General features: G+C 54.3%; 14 protein-coding genes and 1 tRNA gene. 7 read left to right on the top strand and 8 right to left on the bottom strand.

Features of this window, described 5'->3' with window-relative positions; all coding sequences use genetic code 11:
• Window positions 1–290 precede the first annotated feature (290 nt).
• The 4 genes from VEV40_RS13210 to VEV40_RS13195 form a co-directional block, all read right to left on the bottom strand.
• A complete protein-coding gene (locus VEV40_RS13210) occupies window positions 291–581 on the bottom strand; it encodes a hypothetical protein (protein WP_324832946.1) in 291 nt (96 codons plus the stop codon).
• Window positions 582–1,036: 455 nt separating this feature from the next.
• Window positions 1,037–1,112 (bottom strand) — tRNA-Lys (locus VEV40_RS13205).
• 126 nt (window positions 1,113–1,238) lie between these two features.
• Complete coding sequence (locus VEV40_RS13200; RefSeq protein WP_324832944.1) at window positions 1,239–2,930, bottom strand: carboxypeptidase-like regulatory domain-containing protein; 1,692 nt, start codon at window positions 2,928–2,930, stop codon at window positions 1,239–1,241.
• Between the two features lie 168 nt (window positions 2,931–3,098).
• Window positions 3,099–4,856: a GWxTD domain-containing protein gene (locus VEV40_RS13195; RefSeq protein ID WP_324832942.1), complete on the bottom strand. Its 1,758-nt coding sequence runs from the start codon at window positions 4,854–4,856 to the stop codon at window positions 3,099–3,101.
• 274 nt (window positions 4,857–5,130) lie between these two features.
• Between VEV40_RS13195 and VEV40_RS13190 the strand changes: the two genes are divergently transcribed.
• The 6 genes from VEV40_RS13190 (at window position 5,131) to proC (ending at window position 13,820) form a co-directional block, all read left to right on the top strand.
• A complete protein-coding gene (locus tag VEV40_RS13190) occupies window positions 5,131–6,534 on the top strand; it encodes an efflux RND transporter periplasmic adaptor subunit (RefSeq protein ID WP_414637847.1) in 1,404 nt (467 codons plus the stop codon).
• 35 nt (window positions 6,535–6,569) lie between these two features.
• The gene (locus VEV40_RS13185) at window positions 6,570–7,346 is read left to right on the top strand and encodes an ABC transporter ATP-binding protein (RefSeq protein WP_414637846.1); all 777 of its coding nucleotides are present in this window, start codon (window positions 6,570–6,572) and stop codon (window positions 7,344–7,346) included.
• 122 nt (window positions 7,347–7,468) lie between these two features.
• Entirely contained in the window at window positions 7,469–8,431 is a 963-nt protein-coding gene (locus VEV40_RS13180; protein ID WP_324832940.1) for a sigma-54-dependent transcriptional regulator, read from the top strand.
• 694 nt (window positions 8,432–9,125) lie between these two features.
• Window positions 9,126–10,865 (top strand): DUF262 domain-containing HNH endonuclease family protein, encoded by a 1,740-nt coding sequence (locus VEV40_RS13175; protein ID WP_324832939.1) that lies wholly within the window; start codon window positions 9,126–9,128, stop codon window positions 10,863–10,865.
• Window positions 10,866–10,989: 124 nt separating this feature from the next.
• The gene (locus VEV40_RS13170) at window positions 10,990–12,918 is read left to right on the top strand and encodes a DUF885 domain-containing protein (RefSeq protein ID WP_324832937.1); all 1,929 of its coding nucleotides are present in this window, start codon (window positions 10,990–10,992) and stop codon (window positions 12,916–12,918) included.
• 77 nt (window positions 12,919–12,995) lie between these two features.
• Window positions 12,996–13,820, top strand: a complete 825-nt coding sequence (gene proC / locus VEV40_RS13165; RefSeq protein WP_324832935.1) for a pyrroline-5-carboxylate reductase — start codon at window positions 12,996–12,998, stop codon at window positions 13,818–13,820.
• Between the two features lie 5 nt (window positions 13,821–13,825).
• Here proC and VEV40_RS13160 read toward each other — a convergent pair whose 3' ends face one another.
• The 3 genes from VEV40_RS13160 to VEV40_RS13150 all read right to left on the bottom strand — a co-directional run bounded on the left by VEV40_RS13160 (window position 13,826) and on the right by VEV40_RS13150 (window position 16,657).
• Complete coding sequence (locus tag VEV40_RS13160; protein ID WP_324832934.1) at window positions 13,826–14,845, bottom strand: NAD(P)-dependent oxidoreductase; 1,020 nt, start codon at window positions 14,843–14,845, stop codon at window positions 13,826–13,828.
• Between the two features lie 109 nt (window positions 14,846–14,954).
• Window positions 14,955–16,142: a glycosyltransferase family 4 protein gene (locus tag VEV40_RS13155; protein WP_324832932.1), complete on the bottom strand. Its 1,188-nt coding sequence runs from the start codon at window positions 16,140–16,142 to the stop codon at window positions 14,955–14,957.
• Window positions 16,143–16,249: 107 nt separating this feature from the next.
• Window positions 16,250–16,657 carry a hypothetical protein gene (locus tag VEV40_RS13150; protein WP_324832930.1) on the bottom strand — a complete coding sequence of 136 codons (408 nt, stop codon included), beginning with the start codon at window positions 16,655–16,657 and terminating at the stop codon, window positions 16,250–16,252.
• Window positions 16,658–16,741: 84 nt separating this feature from the next.
• Between VEV40_RS13150 and VEV40_RS13145 the strand changes: the two genes are divergently transcribed.
• Window positions 16,742–17,713, top strand: a complete 972-nt coding sequence (locus tag VEV40_RS13145) for a COX15/CtaA family protein (protein ID WP_324832929.1) — start codon at window positions 16,742–16,744, stop codon at window positions 17,711–17,713.
• Window positions 17,714–17,869: 156 nt separating this feature from the next.
• Here VEV40_RS13145 and VEV40_RS13140 read toward each other — a convergent pair whose 3' ends face one another.
• Window positions 17,870–19,735 carry a CRTAC1 family protein gene (locus VEV40_RS13140; RefSeq protein ID WP_324832928.1) on the bottom strand — a complete coding sequence of 622 codons (1,866 nt, stop codon included), beginning with the start codon at window positions 19,733–19,735 and terminating at the stop codon, window positions 17,870–17,872.
• Window positions 19,736–19,865: the final 130 nt, after the last annotated feature.

Raw genomic sequence — 19,865 nt, 5'->3', positions numbered from 1 at the left:
GCAAGCAATTGTATTTTTTAGTGTTTCCCCCCGAGCTATCCTGGAATGTCCTCATCTTGCAAGAATGAAGCATGGTGGACATGCTAGGAAATCGAACCTACAAATCGATGTTCAGCAGGTTTTTAAGAAAATTGGTGAGATTTTAAGGATTCTCACAATGGATCGGTATACTTCTGGCAATAACGCGAATCTCGGCCACGGCTCCCCTAGTTTTTCTTCCTCCACGCACATAGACATCGCGGATTGCTTCTCTTTCGTTTACAGGTCTCAAGAATCGCGCTCGCTCCATATCAAATGGCATCGAGGCCCAGACTCAGCGACCGATCTGTAGCAACCAGCTGGTTCCAGTCGCGCTCCAGCTGATGTAACTCGTCGAAGAACGTTTCATCCGTCTGGAAGTCTGAGTGATCCAGCTGCTTCAGATCGCGCGCGATATCGGCAATTTCATCCTGCTCTGAAGCTGCATGGCTTCGGTCCTGAATGTAAATATGAAGTCCGATGCGTATCTCTTCGATTTCGCGCAATGCGCGGTCCCGGTCAATAGGTGGATGATACAGTGCAATCAGCAGCAGGAGAATCAATGTGTGCCGCCCTTCTAATGTCATGGGATGCCGAGGAGAAACCTCCAGTCGTCGCGGGAGATCATGTCATTTATTGCCATGACGTCAGGTGGGTGAAAGCCTACTTACCTCCTTCACCTGCGGCGGTGAAAGGAACACAGCCGAGGAACGTTGGACAGACTTACCCGTAAACTCACGGAGGCATTTTTCAGGCCGCGCCACCGTGCTCAGTAGGACAAAAGATCCTTACTCGGCGCATACATATTGGCACAGACGCAATGGAGAAAAAGCCTCAATACCTCTTCGTGCCAAGTCCATGGACGGGTTAATTTGAAATCTATGGAACCTGATCAACAGAAGCTGGAACCACTCGGCGAGATTATTGATCAACGGGAACTGGCGAAAACTTGGTCAGTTTGGAAAACGACGAAGCGACCACTCTTACTCGGCACATGCTTGATGAAAGTAGATTTAGATGGTGGACGCGGAAGGAATCGAACCTTCAACCTGTCGATTAAGAGTCGAATGCTCTGCCAGTTGAGCTACGCGTCCATGTGCATAGGAGGAAAAACCATTGCAGGGACTAAGTGATAGGAAGCGCTATATGAACGAGCGCTCTTTTAAAAATATAGCACAGAATCACTGCCGAACTCCCAGGGCGAACTGGCTATCAGTGCCTTAGAAGGAGAAGGACAGGCCCCCTTGTACGCTGCGTTCAGCCTGGGCAAAGTAGAGTGTGCTGCCGTCCTGTGTAAGGAAAGGTCGATAACCCTGAGCTAGCAGATTACGCACGTCGATGAGTGCTTCTACCCGGTAGGGCAACATTCGGCAGCGAATCGGCTGGCGGAGATAAAAACTAAGGTACGGGTCAGGCAGGTCGTCGTTGAAGGGATCTACCGCGGTGACAGTGTCCGTTGGCTGCCAACGATAGGATGCACGCCACTGCGTACCTGCTTGCTTCAGCTTGCCACTCATGCTTGCCGAAAACATTCCGGCACGGCGCGGATGAAGGTTGTTGATAGCTTCTTCGAGCATTACTTTGCCCGGCAGAGGACCCATAGTCAGCGTATCTCCGGTTGCATACGCAAGGCTGAACCACGTATCGTCATTGATTCTGTCGCGCATTTCGGCCAGCACGCCATTACTGGAGAAATTCTTTCCGGCTACCTTTAGCAAATCAGTATTCGGGTCGTAGAGGAGGTTGCCGCTATTCCAGTCCGCAAGCGATAAAGTGCCTCCACCACTGATAACAGGATTGTCAATACGGTCTTGATAGACAGTCATCCGCCAGCTTAGATTACCTTCGTGCCGCGCATAAGAAACTTCCTGGTGCAATCCCTGTTCCAGCAGGAGCCTGTTGTCTCTTTCTGTTAGGGCGGGAGCAAGGGTGCTGGCGCGGTCGATCTCGGTGGCATGTTGGGCACTGGGAGAGGTGGCAACGTGGTACTCAACTGCATTGTCGCCTGTGTGGACGCTCACTCCAGCAAAGGGATGATTGGCGAACTGAGTTTCGCCAAGATGGATCGCTTCAACTTCGTTGCCGACCTCGGCAATGATGCCGTTCATTAGGTCCATCGTTTCAGATGAGCGAAGAACAACGGCCTGTAGTCCTTGACCGTCGTACCCGCCTTGAATGTCGGGCCGGTCTTCAAAGGCCGCCACCGTACGCATGGTGCGTCCGGGGGCCAGCTGTTTCGCATAGCCGACAACAGTGTTGAGTGAAGCGCTCTCCGCCTGGCCTAGATCTGCACGAAGAATCAGTTGCTGATCGTCGCCATTTGAGCGCTCCATTTCGAAATCATGATGCAGCCCGCCGTCGCCGAACTCATTGGCACCGCCGCGAATAGTAACGCGGGCCTTGAGCGCCGGTGCAGTCCCGTCACCATCGGATACGACCACAAGCGGGCCGTCTTCCAGCATCCGCAGCAGTGGGCGATTGGCCGAGAGGCGTAGTGTCCAGGTCCAGTCATCCTGCGGCTCATCAACCTGTCGGGGCTTGGCAGGGAGCCAGCGAAAAGCCTCGTAAAGGGTATTCAGCGTGAGATTAACGACCAGTTTTGAATCGGCAAGGACGCGAAGATTCTCCCTCAGCGTGGGCAGAAAGAATGAACCTGATGCCTTGAGATTGTAGCTTCCGGGAGGAACATTTTTCAGAGAGTAACGGCCGTGATCGTCAGTGAAGGCGGAAGAAATGACAGCGAGATTTGGTCCGAGCAACTCGACCAGAGCGCCGACCTGTGGAGCGCCCTTGACGTCGCGCACCACACCCGAGATGCCTGAGGGGCCTTCCGCGTAGGCGGACAAGGCAAGCACGGTCACCAAAAGCGCAACCGCTGGGCCAATCTTGATTCGCAGATTGGGAAGTGTCATCCTCACCGATTTCGTTCGTCACCAGAATCGGTCGACAATCTTCAGGCGTTCCTTGCTACCCCTGGAAAACGTCAAGCGACCCTAAAAATACTCCTGGCCGTTTGCCCCAAAATCATTGTTCTTCAGGACCGGCAGCTCTTATTGACTGCTCAGTCCACTTGCTGCTTGCTATTCAACCGTAAAAGGCGCAGATTGCGCGATTTGCTGGTTGGAAACACTGTCGTTGACCTTGATTGTGATCCGGTATTTGCCGGGCTGAAGGTTTGCGAGGGGGACGCTGCGCTCCAGCGTGACCTGGTCGGAACTCGCGGCCAACTTCTTTGAGTCTTCCTGCAGATCCAGAACAGCCTTGTTTGAGTCCACATCGACAATCTGATATTGGATCGTCGCGGAGTTCTGTTTGCTCTTCTCGTCAATTCCGAGGTTGTACACCTGCATCCAGAAATTCAACTTTTCCGACCGCTGGAACGATGCCGGAATTGTAGGATTCGCAGTGACGGCTGGCAAGAGTTTTGTGTTGCCAATGACAAAATTTCCCGCGCCAATTTCTTTCGACGGCACCAGTTCCATGCGATTTGCCAGAATCAACGATGAAGCCGACAGCTTGTCGTCGTCATACCTGGGGACATTGATGGCCTGTGCCCAAACGCCAAGATGATCAGGATTGTTTACGTCCTTGATGCCAATATCGAGGCGATAACGGCCCGGACGCAGCGGAAGCGACTTCCAGTACAGGCGCTTGTTGTCCAGCGTTTTTGTGAGCAGTTCTGCCGGAACCTCGACTTCAACCGTGTCTTCAAAGCTCTGCACAATTTTGCCGGTGATGGTGGAGACGCGCCCGATAATGTGGACCTCGCCTGTATCAACTCCGTCTTTGTTATTGAAGGTGATGTCGCGGTTCTTGATCTGCAGCGTGATCGGCACCAGCACTGTATCGTCCGTCACCTTGACGTAATCCGTGCGCACGTCGAACGGGAAATAGGGGCCGGTCATGAGCTTGTGGTTCGACATGAAAGACTCAAGCTCAAGGTCCTTGAATTTGACCACGGGCGGCGCCTGCAGTTTGGCGTACTGTTCCAGGCGATCAAACTGTTTGCTCTGCTGCATCGAGGACATAGGGCCGGTGCCCAATGATTCCAGACCGCCGCGGAAGCGGTCGGACTGCTTCGCCATGCCCATTTGCTCATAGAGGGTCTGTCCCGCGCCGGGAACATGCAGCAGCGCGTCTTTCTCCGAGCGGTCGATGGTCATGTGGTAATCGCCGCACATACAGGTATCGACAAACTCGATATCGATGTTTTCACCGATGCCCTCAATGTAGCGGTAATGCCAGACTTCAAATGGATAGGTTGAAGTGGTGCCGCCGCCTTCGTCCATCGGACGGTCATAGGTGCCGCCGCTCGGATGAGAATCAGTGCTATCCGGCTTGCCGTAGGCAATGTAGATGTGGCCACGGTCCGTCTTCCAGCCCGGCTTGCCGGCGGCGAAGTGCTCATTGGCGTATTCAATACGGCGGTAGTGTTCTTCGCGGAACTCGTTCTCTGGTGAGTCGGGATTCGGATTGCGGCGCTGCCAGAATGCCTCGATGAAGGCATCACGCTCTTCATCATTGCTGAGGCTTTTGAATGCCTTCAGTTCCTGGTCGGTAATGATCCAATGAACGTCCTGATCGACCCACTTTTTGTACGGGCCTTTCAACTCCTGCTTCAGTTCTTTCTGCTGCTTAAAGCGTTCCTTATCGGGGAGCTGGCGATTAAGCGGATTTTCCGTGGAAGCATCCGGGGTGGAAGGGTTCTGGCCGTCGGCCTGCGCAGGCGCCGGCTGGCTGGATGGTTGAGCACTGCTTTGCGTCGTCGATTGTGCCTGGGAAATCGCGAACGCTCCAAGCGAGATCGCGACCAAAATGGGAATACGGCCCTTCAACATACTATTTTCTGCTACCCCTCTACCGCATTCTTAATTTTACGGATTCATGAAGAAGGAATACAAGCGCCGTCGTACATTGTTTTAGACGGGGGCAAAGATAATTCGGTGCTGTCATATTGATATTTGGGCCTGTTATCATATTGAGCACCTGAGCGGGGAGACAATCCAGCGCAATGAACGCTGCGACTTTTGCGGAACCATGCCCCCAACATTTGCGTATTTTCTGGAAGTGATGGCTGGGTAAGATGTTTAAGATCCGCAGAATACAGGAAGACTGGCTTTGAAAAAAATTATCATTATAGTTGCTGTCATTATCGCCGTGGCGGGAATCGTCACACTCACTGTAGTGCGTGCCCAGTCCGGATACACGAAAGTTCTTACCGGGAAAGTCGTGCGTGGCGATCTCGTCTCTGTCGTGAGCGGGACAGGGCAGATCAAGCCGAAGACTTATGTCAACGTAGGTGCGACCGCATTTGGCCGCATCACCCATCTCTACGTGAAAGAAGGAGATCATGTAAAGAAGGGTGAGACTCTAGCTACAGTAGAGAGCATCCAGCCGGAAGCAAACGTCGATGCCCAAAAGGCTGCGATTGACGCAGCTAAAACTGACATTTCCGCTTATGTTGCGGCGGAAAAGACAGCCGAGGCCAATGTAGAGCATGCCCAGGCAGATCTGGTGCAGAAGAAGCTTGATTACCAGCGTTACACGGCTCTTTATGCCGACAAGCTTGTTTCCAAGGCTGATTTTGACGCCAAAAAAGCAGCTTACGATACTGATGTGGCCACGCTGAACCAGGCGCAGGCCGCACTTGTTCAGGCCAAAGCACAAACCGATTCCGCGCGTGGACATCTCGGCACGCAACAGGCCACGCTTCGCTTTAACGAAGACGCTTTGAATAAAACTGTAAGCGTTGCGCCGTTTGATGCTCTGGTGACGAACCTTCCGGTGCGCCAGGGCGAGACGGTCGTAGTCGGCATCCAGAACGCCGAAGGCTCAACCCTGATGACGCTGGCGGATATGTCGATCATCACGGCCGAAGTCAAGGTGGACGAAACCGATATTGTGAACGTTGCGCTGGGGCAGGAAGCAGATGTGAGCGTGGATGCGTTGCCGGGCAAGGTTTTCAAGGGACACGTTACGGAAGTGGGCGACCAGGCTCTATTGCGTTCAACAGGGCTCGCCACCAGCCAGTCCACGACCGGGACCGAAGAGGCAAAAGATTTCAAGGTCGTGGTGACGCTGGACAAGGCTTACGATGAGTTGAAGCCGGGTCTTTCAGCCACGGCGAAAATCACTACGGCGCGCCGCGGAAATACATTGTCGATTCCCATTCAGGCGCTCACGCTTCGCGCTCCCGATGATCCAAATGGTAAGCCGCATTTGCAGAATACGGCGGCTTCCGCTGATGGATCAGCGCCTGCGGCGGACGCGCAGAAGGTGCAGGGAGTTTTTGTGCTGCGTAAAGACAAGAGCGGCAAGCTACGTGTGCACTTTGTTCCGGTAACGACAGGCATCACCGGCACGACGGACATTGAGGTGACGAAGGGATTGAATCAGGGCGACGAGATCGTCACCGGTACCTATCGCGTTCTCCGTGACTTGAAAGACAATGCGCTCGTCAAGCGGGACACGACTCCTGTGACGGTAAACAAAGAGGATTCTTCTTCGTCCTCGTAGGAGCAGGTTAGATGACGACCCAGACAACCACTGAAATGGAAGCGCGGATCATTACAGGCGATGGCGCTTCGTCTCCCAATGGCCCCGGCCCTGGCGACATTATCGTTGTGCATGACCTGTGGAAGACCTACGACATGGGCTCCGAGCAGCAGGTGCACGCTCTACAAGGTGTCTCGGTGCGCATTAAGCAGAATGAGTATGTGGCCATCATGGGGCCTTCCGGTTCGGGCAAATCGACGCTGATGAACCTGATTGGCTGCCTGGACACGCCGAGCAAGGGAGAATACTGGCTGAACGGGCATCTGGTTAGTGATCTCAATGATGATGAACTGGCCCGCATCCGCAACCGCGAGATAGGCTTTGTATTCCAAACCTTCAATCTGCTGGCCCGTGCCACCGCGCTGCACAACGTAGAACTGCCGCTGATCTACAACGGCACGCCATCTGTTGAGCGCGTGGAGCGCGCCGAAGGCGCCCTTCGTGCCGTCGGTCTAGGCGACCGCATGCATCACAAGCCTAACGAACTGTCAGGCGGCCAGCGGCAGCGCGTTGCCATTGCGCGCGCGCTCATTAATCGGCCATCGATCATCCTGGCCGACGAGCCGACGGGCAACCTCGACTCTAAGACGGGCGATGAGATCATGGCCCTCTTCGACGAACTGCAGGCGAAGGGGAACACGATTGTGCTGGTTACCCACGAGCCGGACATTGCCGAGTACGCGCATCGCGTAGTGCATATTCGCGACGGACGGATATTCTCCGATCAACCTTCTTCCCGTATCCGGAAAGCTTCGGAAGTTCATACTTCGTGATTCAGCATCCCTGATTTAGTTAGTTAAAGAGCGCCCAAAGGGGGCGCTCTTTTTGCTGCTATTGCTGCTATTGGTGCTATTTCTGCGCTTTTTTTGGCCGATAACCCTCTCAGGAGGAAGTTGTGGCAAGTGCTACTCAGTGGAGGGAGGATTCAGCCGTCGAAGCGTTAATAGGGGCTGGCGGCGAAGTGCCAATGCGCCTGGCTGGCATGGTGGGGCACAGCCTGATAATGCAGAGGCTGTTTTTCCGGCTGCGGCAGGCTGCGCCGCATCTCCGTATTGTTGCGCTCGAAGGCGAGGCGGGCACGGGCAAGACGCTGGCGGCGCACACGCTCCACTCGCTTGGGCCGGCTTCGGAAGCGGCATTTGTAGTCTGCGCTGCGTCGCGGTTCGTTTCCGAGGACACGCAGGCGCTGCTCGAGGAAGTCCGCGGCGGGACGCTATTTTTGACGCAGCCTGGCGATCTCACTCCGAGCCAGCAGTCGCGACTGGTCGATTTTATCGAGTGGTGGGAGCACCGCAGCGGACGCGACGCGCAAGGCTTCTTTCCGCGGCAGCTTTTTGTCGGCTCGTCGAGGCCGCTGCGTCAGCTATCGGCCAGCGGTGCCCTGCGTGCCGATCTCTCGTATCGCCTCACAGCCATCCGTTTTGAGCTGCCACCTCTGCGCGAGCGACGCGACGATATCGGATTGCTGGCGGAATGGTTTGCCATTCAGCAGGGGGCGGCGCACGGCAAGGCTGTTCGCGGTCTGGGTCCGGGCTCTTTGCAGCGGTTGATTTTCCATAGCTGGCCGGGAAATGTGCGTGAGTTGGAAACCGTCATGGCCAATGCTGCTATGGACTGCCCCGGACAGTGGATTCGTCCGATTGATATTCCGCCATTGCTTGCCGCGCCGCAACCGATGCAGGCAGCAAATGCAGTCAGCTACGAAGAAGATCCCAATCTCGACTGCATGATTCTCCGCCACGTTACGCACGTACTGGCAAAAACCGGCGGAAACAAGCTGCGGGCCGCACAACTGCTTGGCATCAGCCGGTCAACGTTGTACCGGCTGCTTGATTCGGGAAGCTCTGTTCCGCGATAAGCGTTATACCCCTCCCCTCCATTTTGTACGGAGATCGTTTGTTTTCAGTTGCTTACAGCGCGAATTCGGTACGGGGATCCTTTGTTTTCAATTACTTAACTTATGCAAGTAAAAAGGCACGGCGTTAGGCCGTGCCTTTTATCTTCCTACCCTATTTTAGCAAATTATGGCGTAATTCCCTGCATTTGGGTCTGGCATGTATGTCATTTGGATTGAGTTAGTTGCGGCGTAAAGTGTTTACGACGGCTCTTGACAAGGTTTTTAAGTGATGGAAGGGCCCTTGGATTTTCCGGCCGGTATTTGTAAGCAATTTCGTGTCTTTTGGCGCTGTTTAAGTGCGGATTTCTGGCATTTTGGCGTGAATAAAGGTGGCGCATCTGCCGATGCGCGGCGAAAATGATCCGCTGCGGTCTTCGACCTTTGCGGCTGGGTGCCTACGGCAGTAAGGCGCGCCGTCTGTCGACGGCGATTCTTATTCACAGGGCTGAAGCCCTGTGCTTCTACCCGGCCTTGCTGCGCAAGGCGATCTTATGTCTCAAAGATCGAGACATGGGGGTACGCGACTGTATGAGGGTGAATCGCCAAACCATTTATAATCTGCTGACTGCCTGGTTCTAGACGAAATCGCGCAACAACTGCCAATTGTAGAAATGAGAGCCGGCAAAAGTGAACTTTTGTTCTTTGTAGGAGATTGATGGCTAAGCGACAGAAACTGACTAACAATACTGACGAATCTAATTTGGGCCTGATGCTTTCGGGCGATTCAGTCTTTTCAATCCCTTATTTCCAGCGACCGTATAAGTGGAAATTAGAGAGATTGCAGCAGCTGGAACGAGATGTTCTTCAACTCGTGGATGGGTTGACTGATACGCATTTCCTTGGCGCAATCATATTTCATGGCAGACCCACGAATCCTTCGGACCCAGATATTTACGAAGTCATTGACGGCCAGCAGAGGCTCACCACAGTCTTCATTTATCTGTGCGCTGTAGTGAAGACTCTCTGCAAGTTCGAACAGTACGATGAGGCTTCTGGGTTATTTCTCAAGTACATTGTCATCAACCGCCCTACGAATCTAATCTCGAATTCACGGCTGCAATCCAGCAAGGATGATCGGAAGCAGTTAAATAGGGTGATCCAAGACCTTTTGGAAGATCCACAGTTCTCGTCGAAACTGCAATCATTCTCGTTCAAATCTTTACCCGCTGTGGGCAGCGATTCGGGGCGTCTCTGGAATAACTACAAGGCGGCCTTGAGGTTCTTGTCAGCTCAGACTAGTCTCGAAACGCTTGAGCGACTTCGAGACATTTACATCGCGCTTCTGGAACAAATCTCAGTGGTGCAAATCGATGTCCTGGATCCAATTAATGGTCCGAAGATATTCGACAGTTTGAATTCTCGCCAGGAGCCGATGACGACAGGGGATCTTGTCCGAAATGAGATCTTCTCACGGGTTGCTGATTCCCACCCAGATGAAGTGGAAAGTCTCGATCAGCAGTTCTGGCAGCCCTTCTATGAAACGTTCAAATCTGGAGAAAACTCGCTGTTTGACGAGTACTTCTTTCCATTTGGACTTATCAAAAATCCCAATCTAAAAAAATCCGGTGTTTATGCCTACCTGCGGCAGCAGTGGAAAGATGAAAAATCCCCGGCATCTATCATTAAGGACCTCGCATCATTCCAGGATGCGTTCATGGACATAGCAAACGGGACGAATCGACAAAACCACCCCAAAGAGATTGCCGCCGCGATAGAACGAGTTAGCGAAATCACGCCATCTTCAACGTATCCATTTCTTATGCGACTGTCGAACCGTCTGAAAGCTGACTCAGGTTCACATCAGGATGGACTAGAAGTCATGAGCCTTATTGAATCATTCTTGGTCCGGAGGGCTATTTGCGGTCATGAGCCTACTGGACTTCATGCAGTCTTCAAGAGACTTTGGGAAGATTGCGGTGGCTCTCCGAACGCGACAAATGTAGCCGAGGGCATTCGCAAACACAAAACGGTCGTGTGGCCATCCGGCCAAGAAGTAAGGTCTTGCGTGTTGCAGAGACCTCTGTATGGCTCCTCAATAACGACGTTTGTTCTTAAGGAGTGGAACAAGAGCCTAGGTGGAGACCAGCCTAACGCCAAACCTTGGATTGAACATATCTTGCCTGACACGCTTTCCGAAGACTGGAAATCGGATTTTGACGAAGAGCAGCACAAGGAGTACAAAAACCGACTCGCAAACCTATTACCTTTGAGCCAGCCTATGAATCAAGGCTTGGGGAACGCTGGGTATCCATCCAAGAGATCTGTATATTCGCATGACTCGATGTTTAAGGGCCCCAGGGAGTTTGCAAAGGAGTTTCAGACGTGGACACCGAAAGATCTTAATTTTCGAGCGGCCAAATTGGCCGAGTGGGTTGTGGATCGATGGCAGTCCTGATCGCTGACTCATGGCGATACGTCTTTCCTTAGCTTACTTCATCAGTATCTGGTACCACTGGCGGCTAAATTGAAAATCGCGCGAGGCTAAGTTCGCGATTCGCAATCACGGCAGGGGGTGCTATATGACTGTACTTAGCGCTTTGCTTGATACACTGCGCATTAAACCTCACACCACCATGAAGAAGCTGCTTAACATCCGTCTCATCTTATTGCTGCTTGTTCTTCCAGCATTTCAACTTCCCTGTGCGCAGGCGGCGCAGAGTGCTGCGGATCGCAGCAAGGCGCTGAACGCGCTGTTTACCGAAATATGGGAAGACCATCTGCAGCACTCGCCGGAGTTTGCTTCGTCGATCGGCGACAAGCGATGGAATGACCAGCTTACGGACTACTCGGTTGCGGCCTATAACGAGCGGCTGACACGCGGGCGTGACTATCTGCTGCGGCTGGCTGCGATTGATACGACCGGGTTGAGCGAGCAAGAGCAGTTAAGCAAAGACCTGATGGCGCGGGAGCTGGCCCAGGAGCAGGAGGAGGCCAACTTCAAGCCGTGGGAGATGCCGGTCAACCAGTTCAACGGATTGCAGTCGTCGCTGCCGCAACTGGTTTCGCAGCTTAGTTTTGACACGACGAAGGATTACGACGACTACATTTCGCGATTGAAGAAAGTCCCGACGGCGTTTCAGCAGATTACGGACAACATGATGACGGGCGTGGACGATCATCGCGTGCCGCCGAAGTACTTGCTGGAAAAAGTGCTCGTCCAGGTGAACACGATTGCGCAGGAGAAGCCGGAGGACACTCCGTTTGCGCGGCCACTGAAGAAGTTTCCGGCCGCGGTTCCGGCGGCTGACCAGGAGCGCATCAAGGCGGAGATGCTGGACGCGATCCAGAAGCAGGTGCTGCCTGCTTACGTGCGCTTCGCGAAGTTCCTACAGGGCGTCTACATTCCGGCAGGACGGACGGAATATGGCGTGTGGTCGCTGCCCGACGGAGACAAGTATTATGCGTTTCGGGTTGAGCAGAGCACCACGACTGATCTGACGCCAGACCAGATTCACCAGATTGGTCTGGACGAAGTGAAGCGCGATGAGGCTGAGATGCTGGCGATTGCGCAGAAGCTTGGGTTCAAGGACATTGCGTCGCTGCGCGCCTCGATTGCCGCCAATCCTAAATTGCACGCGCTGAGCAAGGAACAGCTGCTCGATCTATACAGGCATGACATTGACCAGATGAAGACGAAGCTGCCGGATTTGTTTGGACGGCTGCCGAAGGCTCCGCTGGCGGTGGATGCGGTGCCGGCGTTTATCGAAAAGGATCAGGCCCCAGCGTATTACGAGCACGGAACACCAGACGGGAAGCGGCCGGGGACAGTATATGTGAACACCTATGATTTTCAGCATCGTTCGCTGGCTAATGTGGAGTCGATCGCGTATCACGAAGGATTGCCGGGGCACCATCTGCAGATTTCTATTGCGCAGGAACTGACCGGGTTGCCGGAGTTTCGCAAGTATCAGCATTACACGGCATTTACTGAAGGGTGGGGCTTGTATGCGGAGCGGCTGGGCAAGGATGTTGGTTTCTATCAGGACCCTTACTCTGACTTCGGGCGGCTGGAGGCGGACACCTTTCGCGCAATTCGTCTGGTTGTTGATACGGGCGTGCACTCGAAGCACTGGTCGCGCGACCAGATGGTGGATTACTTCAAGGCGCATTCCGGGCTTGATGATGCAACCATTAACGCCGAGGTTGACCGCTACATTGCGTGGCCGGCGCAGGCGCTGGGATACAAGATGGGCCAGTTGAAAATTCTGGAGCTGCGCGCGCGGGCGCAGAAGGAGCTTGGTCCTAAGTTTGATTTGAAGGCATTTCATGATGAGGTGCTGGATTCGGGTGCGTTGCCGCTAGATGTGTTGGATGAGCGCGTGACGGCTTGGATTGCGCAGCAGAAGGGGAAGTCAGCCCACTCAAGCCTTCGGCTTGAATGGGGCACCCGAGCATTCGAGGATGCAGGGTCGTGTAGTCTGGGAAAACGGCGTATTTGCCGGGGCTGAAGCCCCTTAATTTCTGCATTCATTTTCACCGGCCTAAAGGCCGGTGCTTCTACCTAAAGGCAATCTAAAGAGGCGAGATGAACAAAGATCTTTCTCAAGTACGCGTTGCGGTTCTGGGCGCGGGCAAAATGGGCGGCATTCTGTTGCAGGCTTTTTTGAAGCAGCAGCTTTTCAGGCAGGAGCAGCTTATTGCGACGGTGGCCCACGAAGAGCGCGCACAGGTGCTCTCCGCGCAATGGGGCGTTGAGGTCACGACAGACAATGTAGAGGCGGCGAAAAAAGCGGACCTGGTGCTGCTCGGGGTAAAGCCGTTTCAGGTGGGGGACCTGTTGAAGCAGATCAGGCCCGCGCTCAACACCGACAAGATGCTGATCTCATTCGCGACAGGCGTGAAAACAAGCGCGATGGAAGACGCCGCAGGCGTTGCAATTCCGGTGATCCGCTCGATGCCAAACACACCTTCCATGCTGGGCGTGGGCATGACGGCGCTTTGCCGCGGCAAGCATGTCACTGACGAGCAGATGCTGCTGGCGTCGCGTATCTTTGAGACGATTGGGCGAACCGTCATTGTTGACGAGAAGCATATGGATGCGGTGACGGCACTTTCCGCGTCAGGTCCGGCGTACATCTACATCATTCTGGAATCGCTGGCTGAGGCGGGAGTAAAGGTCGGGCTGCCGCGCGACACGGCGACTCTGCTGGCGGCGCAGATGACCTTTGGCGCATCGAAGATGGTGCTGGACACCGGCTATCACCCGGCGCTGCTCAAGGACGCGGTGACGACACCGGCGGGATGCACCATTGACGGCATTCTTGAGCTTGAAGAAGGCGGCCTGCGCGTGACGCTGATTAAAGCGGTGATGCGCGCGGCGCAGCGGGCGAGGGAACTGGCCGCGGGCTGAAGGAATCAGCGGCGGAAATCTTCCGGTTTGTCGTTCTTCCAGTCCTCAAAGGCTTCTTCGAGTGTGTATCGGTATGCGAATCCAAGTTCCTGCAGGCGCCGCGCCTCGATGTTTGTGGAGTGATAGAGCTTGCGGATCCGCGTAGGCGAAATAGGCTGTTTGACGCGGAAGATGCCGGCCACAAAATCGATGGGATAGGAGACGCCGAGCAGTAGCTTGCGGGGGATTGAGAGGGGAGATCGCCTGATGCCGCCCACTTTGCAGATTGCATCGACGTATTCGCTGAGCGCTGGCGTAGGCCGCATAGAGAAATTCATCAGAGTTACGCCTTCTCCGTTCTTGATCTGATAATTGATGCCAAAGAGAAAGACGTTCGTCAGTTCCTTTACATATCCGCCGGCTTTGCGCGTCTCTTTGTTTCCCATATAGACGAAATAGCCTTTGGCCAGACTGTGAACCAGGCGCGTGACGTTGCCGCTCTCACCTGGGCCGAAGACCACTCCCGGACGCACGATGAGGAGTTTTCTTTGGGGGGCAGCGGCCTGCCATGCGATGTGCATCTTCTCAGCGGCAAGCTTTGAGCCACCGTACGGGGTTTCCGGAACCGGCAGCGACCCCTCGTGCCTGCTTTCCTCCGATGGCCCGTAGGGAGAAATAGAACTGGTGAAGACGATGTGCCGGCAGTCGATTGCAGTCGCATAGTCGCAGACATTGGTTGCGCCGAGCAGGTTTGTCTCAAAGTATTCGCGAGGCTCGTGGCCGGGCTCGCGGTGGATGGCCGCGAAGTTGAAGATGAGGTCCGCTTTCGGCAGAGCGCTGAGTGGTACAGGCTGGCGGACATCGTGCTGGATGAATCGAGCTTTGCCCGATTGCAGCGCTGACTGCAAGGCTGAGGCGTAGGGGTCGGTCCGGGGAAGTGCGATATCGGTAAGCACAACCTGCTCAATACTGGTCTCCTGCAGCAAACGTTGCGCAGTATGTGTACCGATGAAACCTGTGCCTCCAAAGATGACTACTTGCTTCACTTGAATATTTCCCCTTGCAGTGAATAGCTACTGGCTTACTTGTTGAAATACAAGATTACCCTGCTTCGTTATCAGGAGTTGAATAGGTACGAACGATATGGCAGCCCGATCAGGCTTGAATCAAATTTAAAAATTGATCGGCGATATGGCTGATATCGAAGTGCTGCTCGGCATAAGCACGAGCGGACTGTGCCTGTGTGGTCCGTTCATCAGGATGGTTCAGGAGTATTTTTGCAGCCGCAACGAAGTCTTCCGGGGAATCGGGAGGAACCACAATTCCGGCCTTTGCCTGGCTAATGACTCTTGCTGCCTGGTTCACATCAGGAGCGGCCATCAGAATAGGACGCTGCGCGCATAGATAAGAAAGCGTCTTGGAGGGAACAGCGAACTTGCCTGCGTCCGAATCGAGAAGCGCGATAAGAACGTCTGAAGCGCCCATTACTTCTGAAAGCCGTTCATAGGGCTGAAAGGGCTGCAGGCGAAAAATGTTAGGATCGAGATTGTTTGCCTGCTCGCGCAGCCAGTCCGCGCCCGCGCCGGCTGCATTCACAATCAACATGGCCTCGCGTGTTGTGTTCAGATACTTTGCTAATTCCAGAAGAAGCTGAGGCCGATGCTTCATACCGAGCGTTCCTGAATACATGAAACAGAATGTTCCGGCTACGCCATTCTCCCGCGCCCAAGCATTGTCTTTGGGCATGGGTGTGATTTCATCGAGAGGGGACCAGTTTTCGATCAGGTGAATCTTGTCTTTTGCTATTCCCCAGTTCTTAACATAATCGACAAAACTATCGGAGATACAAACAACGGAGTCGGACTGCTGAAGAAGATTTTTCTCCAGACGCTCGTAATATGCGCCGCCAATATCGGCCAGAAGTTTTTGTTTGCGCGCGAGAACAAAGCGCACCGCCATACTGTATACGTCCTGCAGCCAATAGATAAATTTTGCGTTTTGCTTTTTTGTCGCATTCAGGAGAATCTTTTGCCCATCGAGGGGCATGTTCGCGGAGAGGACGGCATCGGGTTGAAACCTGCTTACTGCTTCCGCAACGACCGTTCCGTATTCGATATCGGCAGACCGGCGGCTGCGGATGGAATGCTTTTTGAACTCTCTTTCAATATTCAGGCCGCGAATGTGCAGTTTTTCATGGACATTGACATCTTCAACGGCTCCTTTCGGCGTCGACGTATTGCCGGAAAAATAAACGTGCTCTACCTCATGACCGCGGGTGGCTAACTCGCGGCTCAACTGGATCTGAAATGGGTGCCCACAAAACTCATTGATAAAGATGCGCATTCAATGCCTTACAGGAGAAATAAGGAAGCCCAACTTAGGCTGACTTTAGGATAGCAGGCATAAGTGTTGCAATCTCCGTGAAGTTAATAACATCCGCGATATGGCGACTACTGCGGTGAAGCAGAATCGTTGACTTTCTGCTTCGTTTCTTTGGTCTTGTCTTTTGCTTTCTGGGTGCTTTCCTTGTTGGAGTCCTTTACTTTTGTCGAGGGTTCTTTGTCCGAGGCGAATACTTTTTGTGTTCCCTCTTTGGTTTTGTCGTAAGCCTTGGTCGATCCTTCTTTGGTTTTGTCGTACGCTTTGGTCGATCCTTCCTTGGTTTTGTTATAGCCCTTGGTTGTGCCCTTCTTAATGCCGTTGCCAGTATTCTTCGCAGCATCCTTTGTGTCATTGCCCGCGGTCTTCATGTCCTGAGAAGCGGTTGATTGCGCAAAGGAGATGGAGCAGACACCGAAGAGCAAAGTAGATGTCAGAAACAGGGATGCGACGTGCTTCAGGCAGCGAGGGTTTTTCATGGCGAAAGGTAAGATTCATTATTAAGTGAAAAAGTTGTACTCGCGCAGCAACGATTAGAATGATTGTCAGGCAGGCAGATTTCTTTGACTACAAGCGCAATACCACTTTTCCGGGCTGAGGCCTGGCATCCCAAAGGCGCGCAACGTCTTGCATGGACAGTGCTTATTTACAACGTAGCTGTCATTCTGTGGGGAACAATTGTACGCGCCACCGGATCAGGCGCGGGTTGCGGAGAGCATTGGCCGCTCTGCAATGGCACGGTCATCCAGCATTCGCCGCGCATTGAGACGATCATTGAATTTACGCATCGCGCGATGAGCGGTGTTGCGTTGATAGCCATCCTTGTTCTGCTGGTGTGGACTTTTGCGGCCACGGCGAAACGGCACCTGGCGCGGGTTTCGGTTGTTGCCGCCGCGGTTTTGACCTTCAATGAAGCACTGCTTGGCGCGCTGCTAGTACTTCTGGGCAAGGTTGCGCACGATCAGTCGGCGTCGCGGGCCGTGTATCTATCGCTTCACTTGGCAAATACGTTGCTGCTGCTGGCGGCGCTGGGGCTTACGGCACAGTTTTTATCGCGCACGGCAGGATTTATGCGCGGCAGCGTTGAGTATCGTTCAGTCGGCATAGCCCTTGTGGGATTGCTGGCTATGTTATTTGTTGGCGTGAGCGGCTCGCTGGCGGCGCTGGGGGACACGCTGTTTCCAGCTACGTCACTGCGTTCTGCGCTGGCTGAGGACTTTTCGGCGAAGAGCGCGTGGCTGCTGCGGATTCGCTGGGTGCATCCGGCGCTGGGATTTATTGCGGGTGCGTTTATCTGCTGGCTCATCTTTACCAGCGCGTGGAAGGGAAGGAACCGCAAACTGGCTATCGGTGTGGTTGTGCTGCTGGGAATTCAATATGCGCTGGGCTTTGCGGATATTGCATTGCTGGCCCCCACATGGATGCAGATTGTGCATCTGCTAGGTGCGGACACGCTATGGATTGCGCTGGTGGTACTGGCGGCACGGGTCTGCCTGGTTCCCATTGGATGTCCTGATAATCAGTGCCGCGCGTAGAGGGTCTTCTCTCTGCTCTCTAAGATCTATTGGAACCGGCATCTCGCTTGAAATCAGAAAGAAATTATCTCTCAGCGGCTAAAGCCGCGCTCACAGGTTGGCATACGGCACGGCTAAAGCCGTGCCTCTTCAAAGCATCGGAATTCCGTGAGTTGGTCAACTTTTGTTCAATCCAGTGAGTACCTCCGGCTTTGGGGTTTTGCTGCCCTCTTCGATGGTGTAGAGCTTGTTGACCTCGAGGTTTTTGAATGTGTCGATCTGGCCGGAGGGCCAGCGGACTTCGAGCAGGTCGACAGTTTTTGCCTGGTCGAGTCCGAAGTGCAGGCGGAAGTCGCTTTGCGAATAGTAGCTGCCACCGCTGCGGACTTCGTCTATTTGTAACAGCGGTTGTGGCGAATTCGGATCGGTTTTTGCGATGACTTTGACGCGCGCGCCGATGCCAGTGCGATTGGACTTTGTGCCGATGGTCTTGACTTTGATCCAGTTGCGCTTCCACTCGGAATCGCAGCGCAACAACTGCGGCAGGGAATTGACGCAGTTGACGACGATATCTACATCGCCATCATTGTCGTAGTCGCCGAAAGCGCACCCGCGAGCCGGAACTGCGGCGGTGATGCCTGGGCCACCTTTGTCGCTTACGTCTTCAAAGCGGCCATTGCGGAGATTGCGGTATAGGTATTTATGTTCGGCGTAGGGCGCCTCGGTTTTCGAGCTGCTGACTTCGGGATAGACGTGGCCGTTGCAGATGAGGATGTCGAGCCAGCCGTCATTATCCATGTCGAAGAAGCCGATGCCCCATCCAAGGTAGCGCGTGTTGACGCCGAGGCCGGAGAGATAGGTCTGGTCCTCAAATGTGCCGTCGCCCTGGTTGGCGTAGAGGGAATCGGTGTCCCCGGCAAAGTTCGTTTTCACAACGTCGAGGTTGCCGTCGTGGTTGTAGTCGCCGATGGAAACGCCCATGCCGGCCTGCGGCTTGCCGTCGGGCGAGAAAGCGACGCCGGCTTCAATGGCAATGTCTTTAAAGGTGCCATCTTTCTGGTTCTGGTAAAGAGTGGCGGCGGTGGAATCGTTGGCGACGTAAATATCGGGCCAGCCATCGTTATCGAAGTCGGCTACGCCGACGCTGAGCGCGTAATTGCCGACGGTGTTCCAGATGCCGGCCTTTTGCGAAACGTCTTTAAATGTGCCGTTGCCATTGTTGTGATAGAGGATGTTTTTGCCGCCGGGCAGTCCGGGAGGGCCGCAGGCGACGAGGATGCTTTTGTAGGTGCACGGGCCGGATTCCGGTGTGGGCGCGGTTTTCAAGTCGAAGTCGATGTAGTTGGCCACGAAGAGATCGAGATGGCCGTCGCGGTCGTAGTCGAGAAACGCACAGCCGGAGTTCCAGCGCGTTTTTGATTGCAGCAGACCGGCCTTTTCGGTGACATCGGTGAACGTGCCGTCGCCGTTGTTGTGAAAGAGCGCGTTCTGTCCGTAGTAGCAGACGAAGAGGTCGTCGTGGCCGTCGTTGTCGTAGTCGCCGACACAGCAGCCCTGTCCCCAGCCGCTGCGAGCCAGGCCAGCCTTTAGTGTTACGTCGGTAAACGTGCCGTCGCGATTGTTTTTGAAGAGATGGCAGGTTGGCTCCTGTCCTTTGGGGAAGCCTTCGAGACGCCAGCCGTTGAGGAGGAAGATATCGAGCCAGCCGTCGTGGTCGAAGTCGTAGAAAGCGACGCCGCAGCCGGTGGTTTCAAGCAGATATTTGTTTTTGCCTACGCCTCCGTAGATGGTCTTCGCACTCAGTCCGGATTGTATAGCCACATCGATGAACTGCACGCCAAGCGGCGTGCCTTCAATGGAGGAATGCGGTCCCGGAGGCGGGGGCATAGGCTTAGCGTCGTAGGAGCGCTCCGCTCCTGTCTGTTTTTGGGCTTGCGAGGACTGGGCGCGTTCCCAGGGCGGAGTGGCCATCAGCAGGACATCGGAAAACGGGAGAACAAGCGCAGTGCGGCTCAGGGATTGAAGAAACCGGCGTCGATTCATCGGGACATTTGCATTGTACGGGTTGGAATTGAGGCCTGGATACGCGAAGTCCGAGAACAGTGCTAACAGGGAACAAACGCAGGTCCTTCGACTCCGCGCCTTCGGCGCTCCGCTCATGATGACAGCACGA

The organism is Alloacidobacterium sp., assembly GCF_035631355.1.
Lineage (GTDB): Bacteria > Acidobacteriota > Terriglobia > Terriglobales > Acidobacteriaceae > Alloacidobacterium.
The sequence above is the reverse complement of the archived record's forward strand: the minus strand, read 5'-3'. Positions and strand labels throughout refer to the sequence as shown.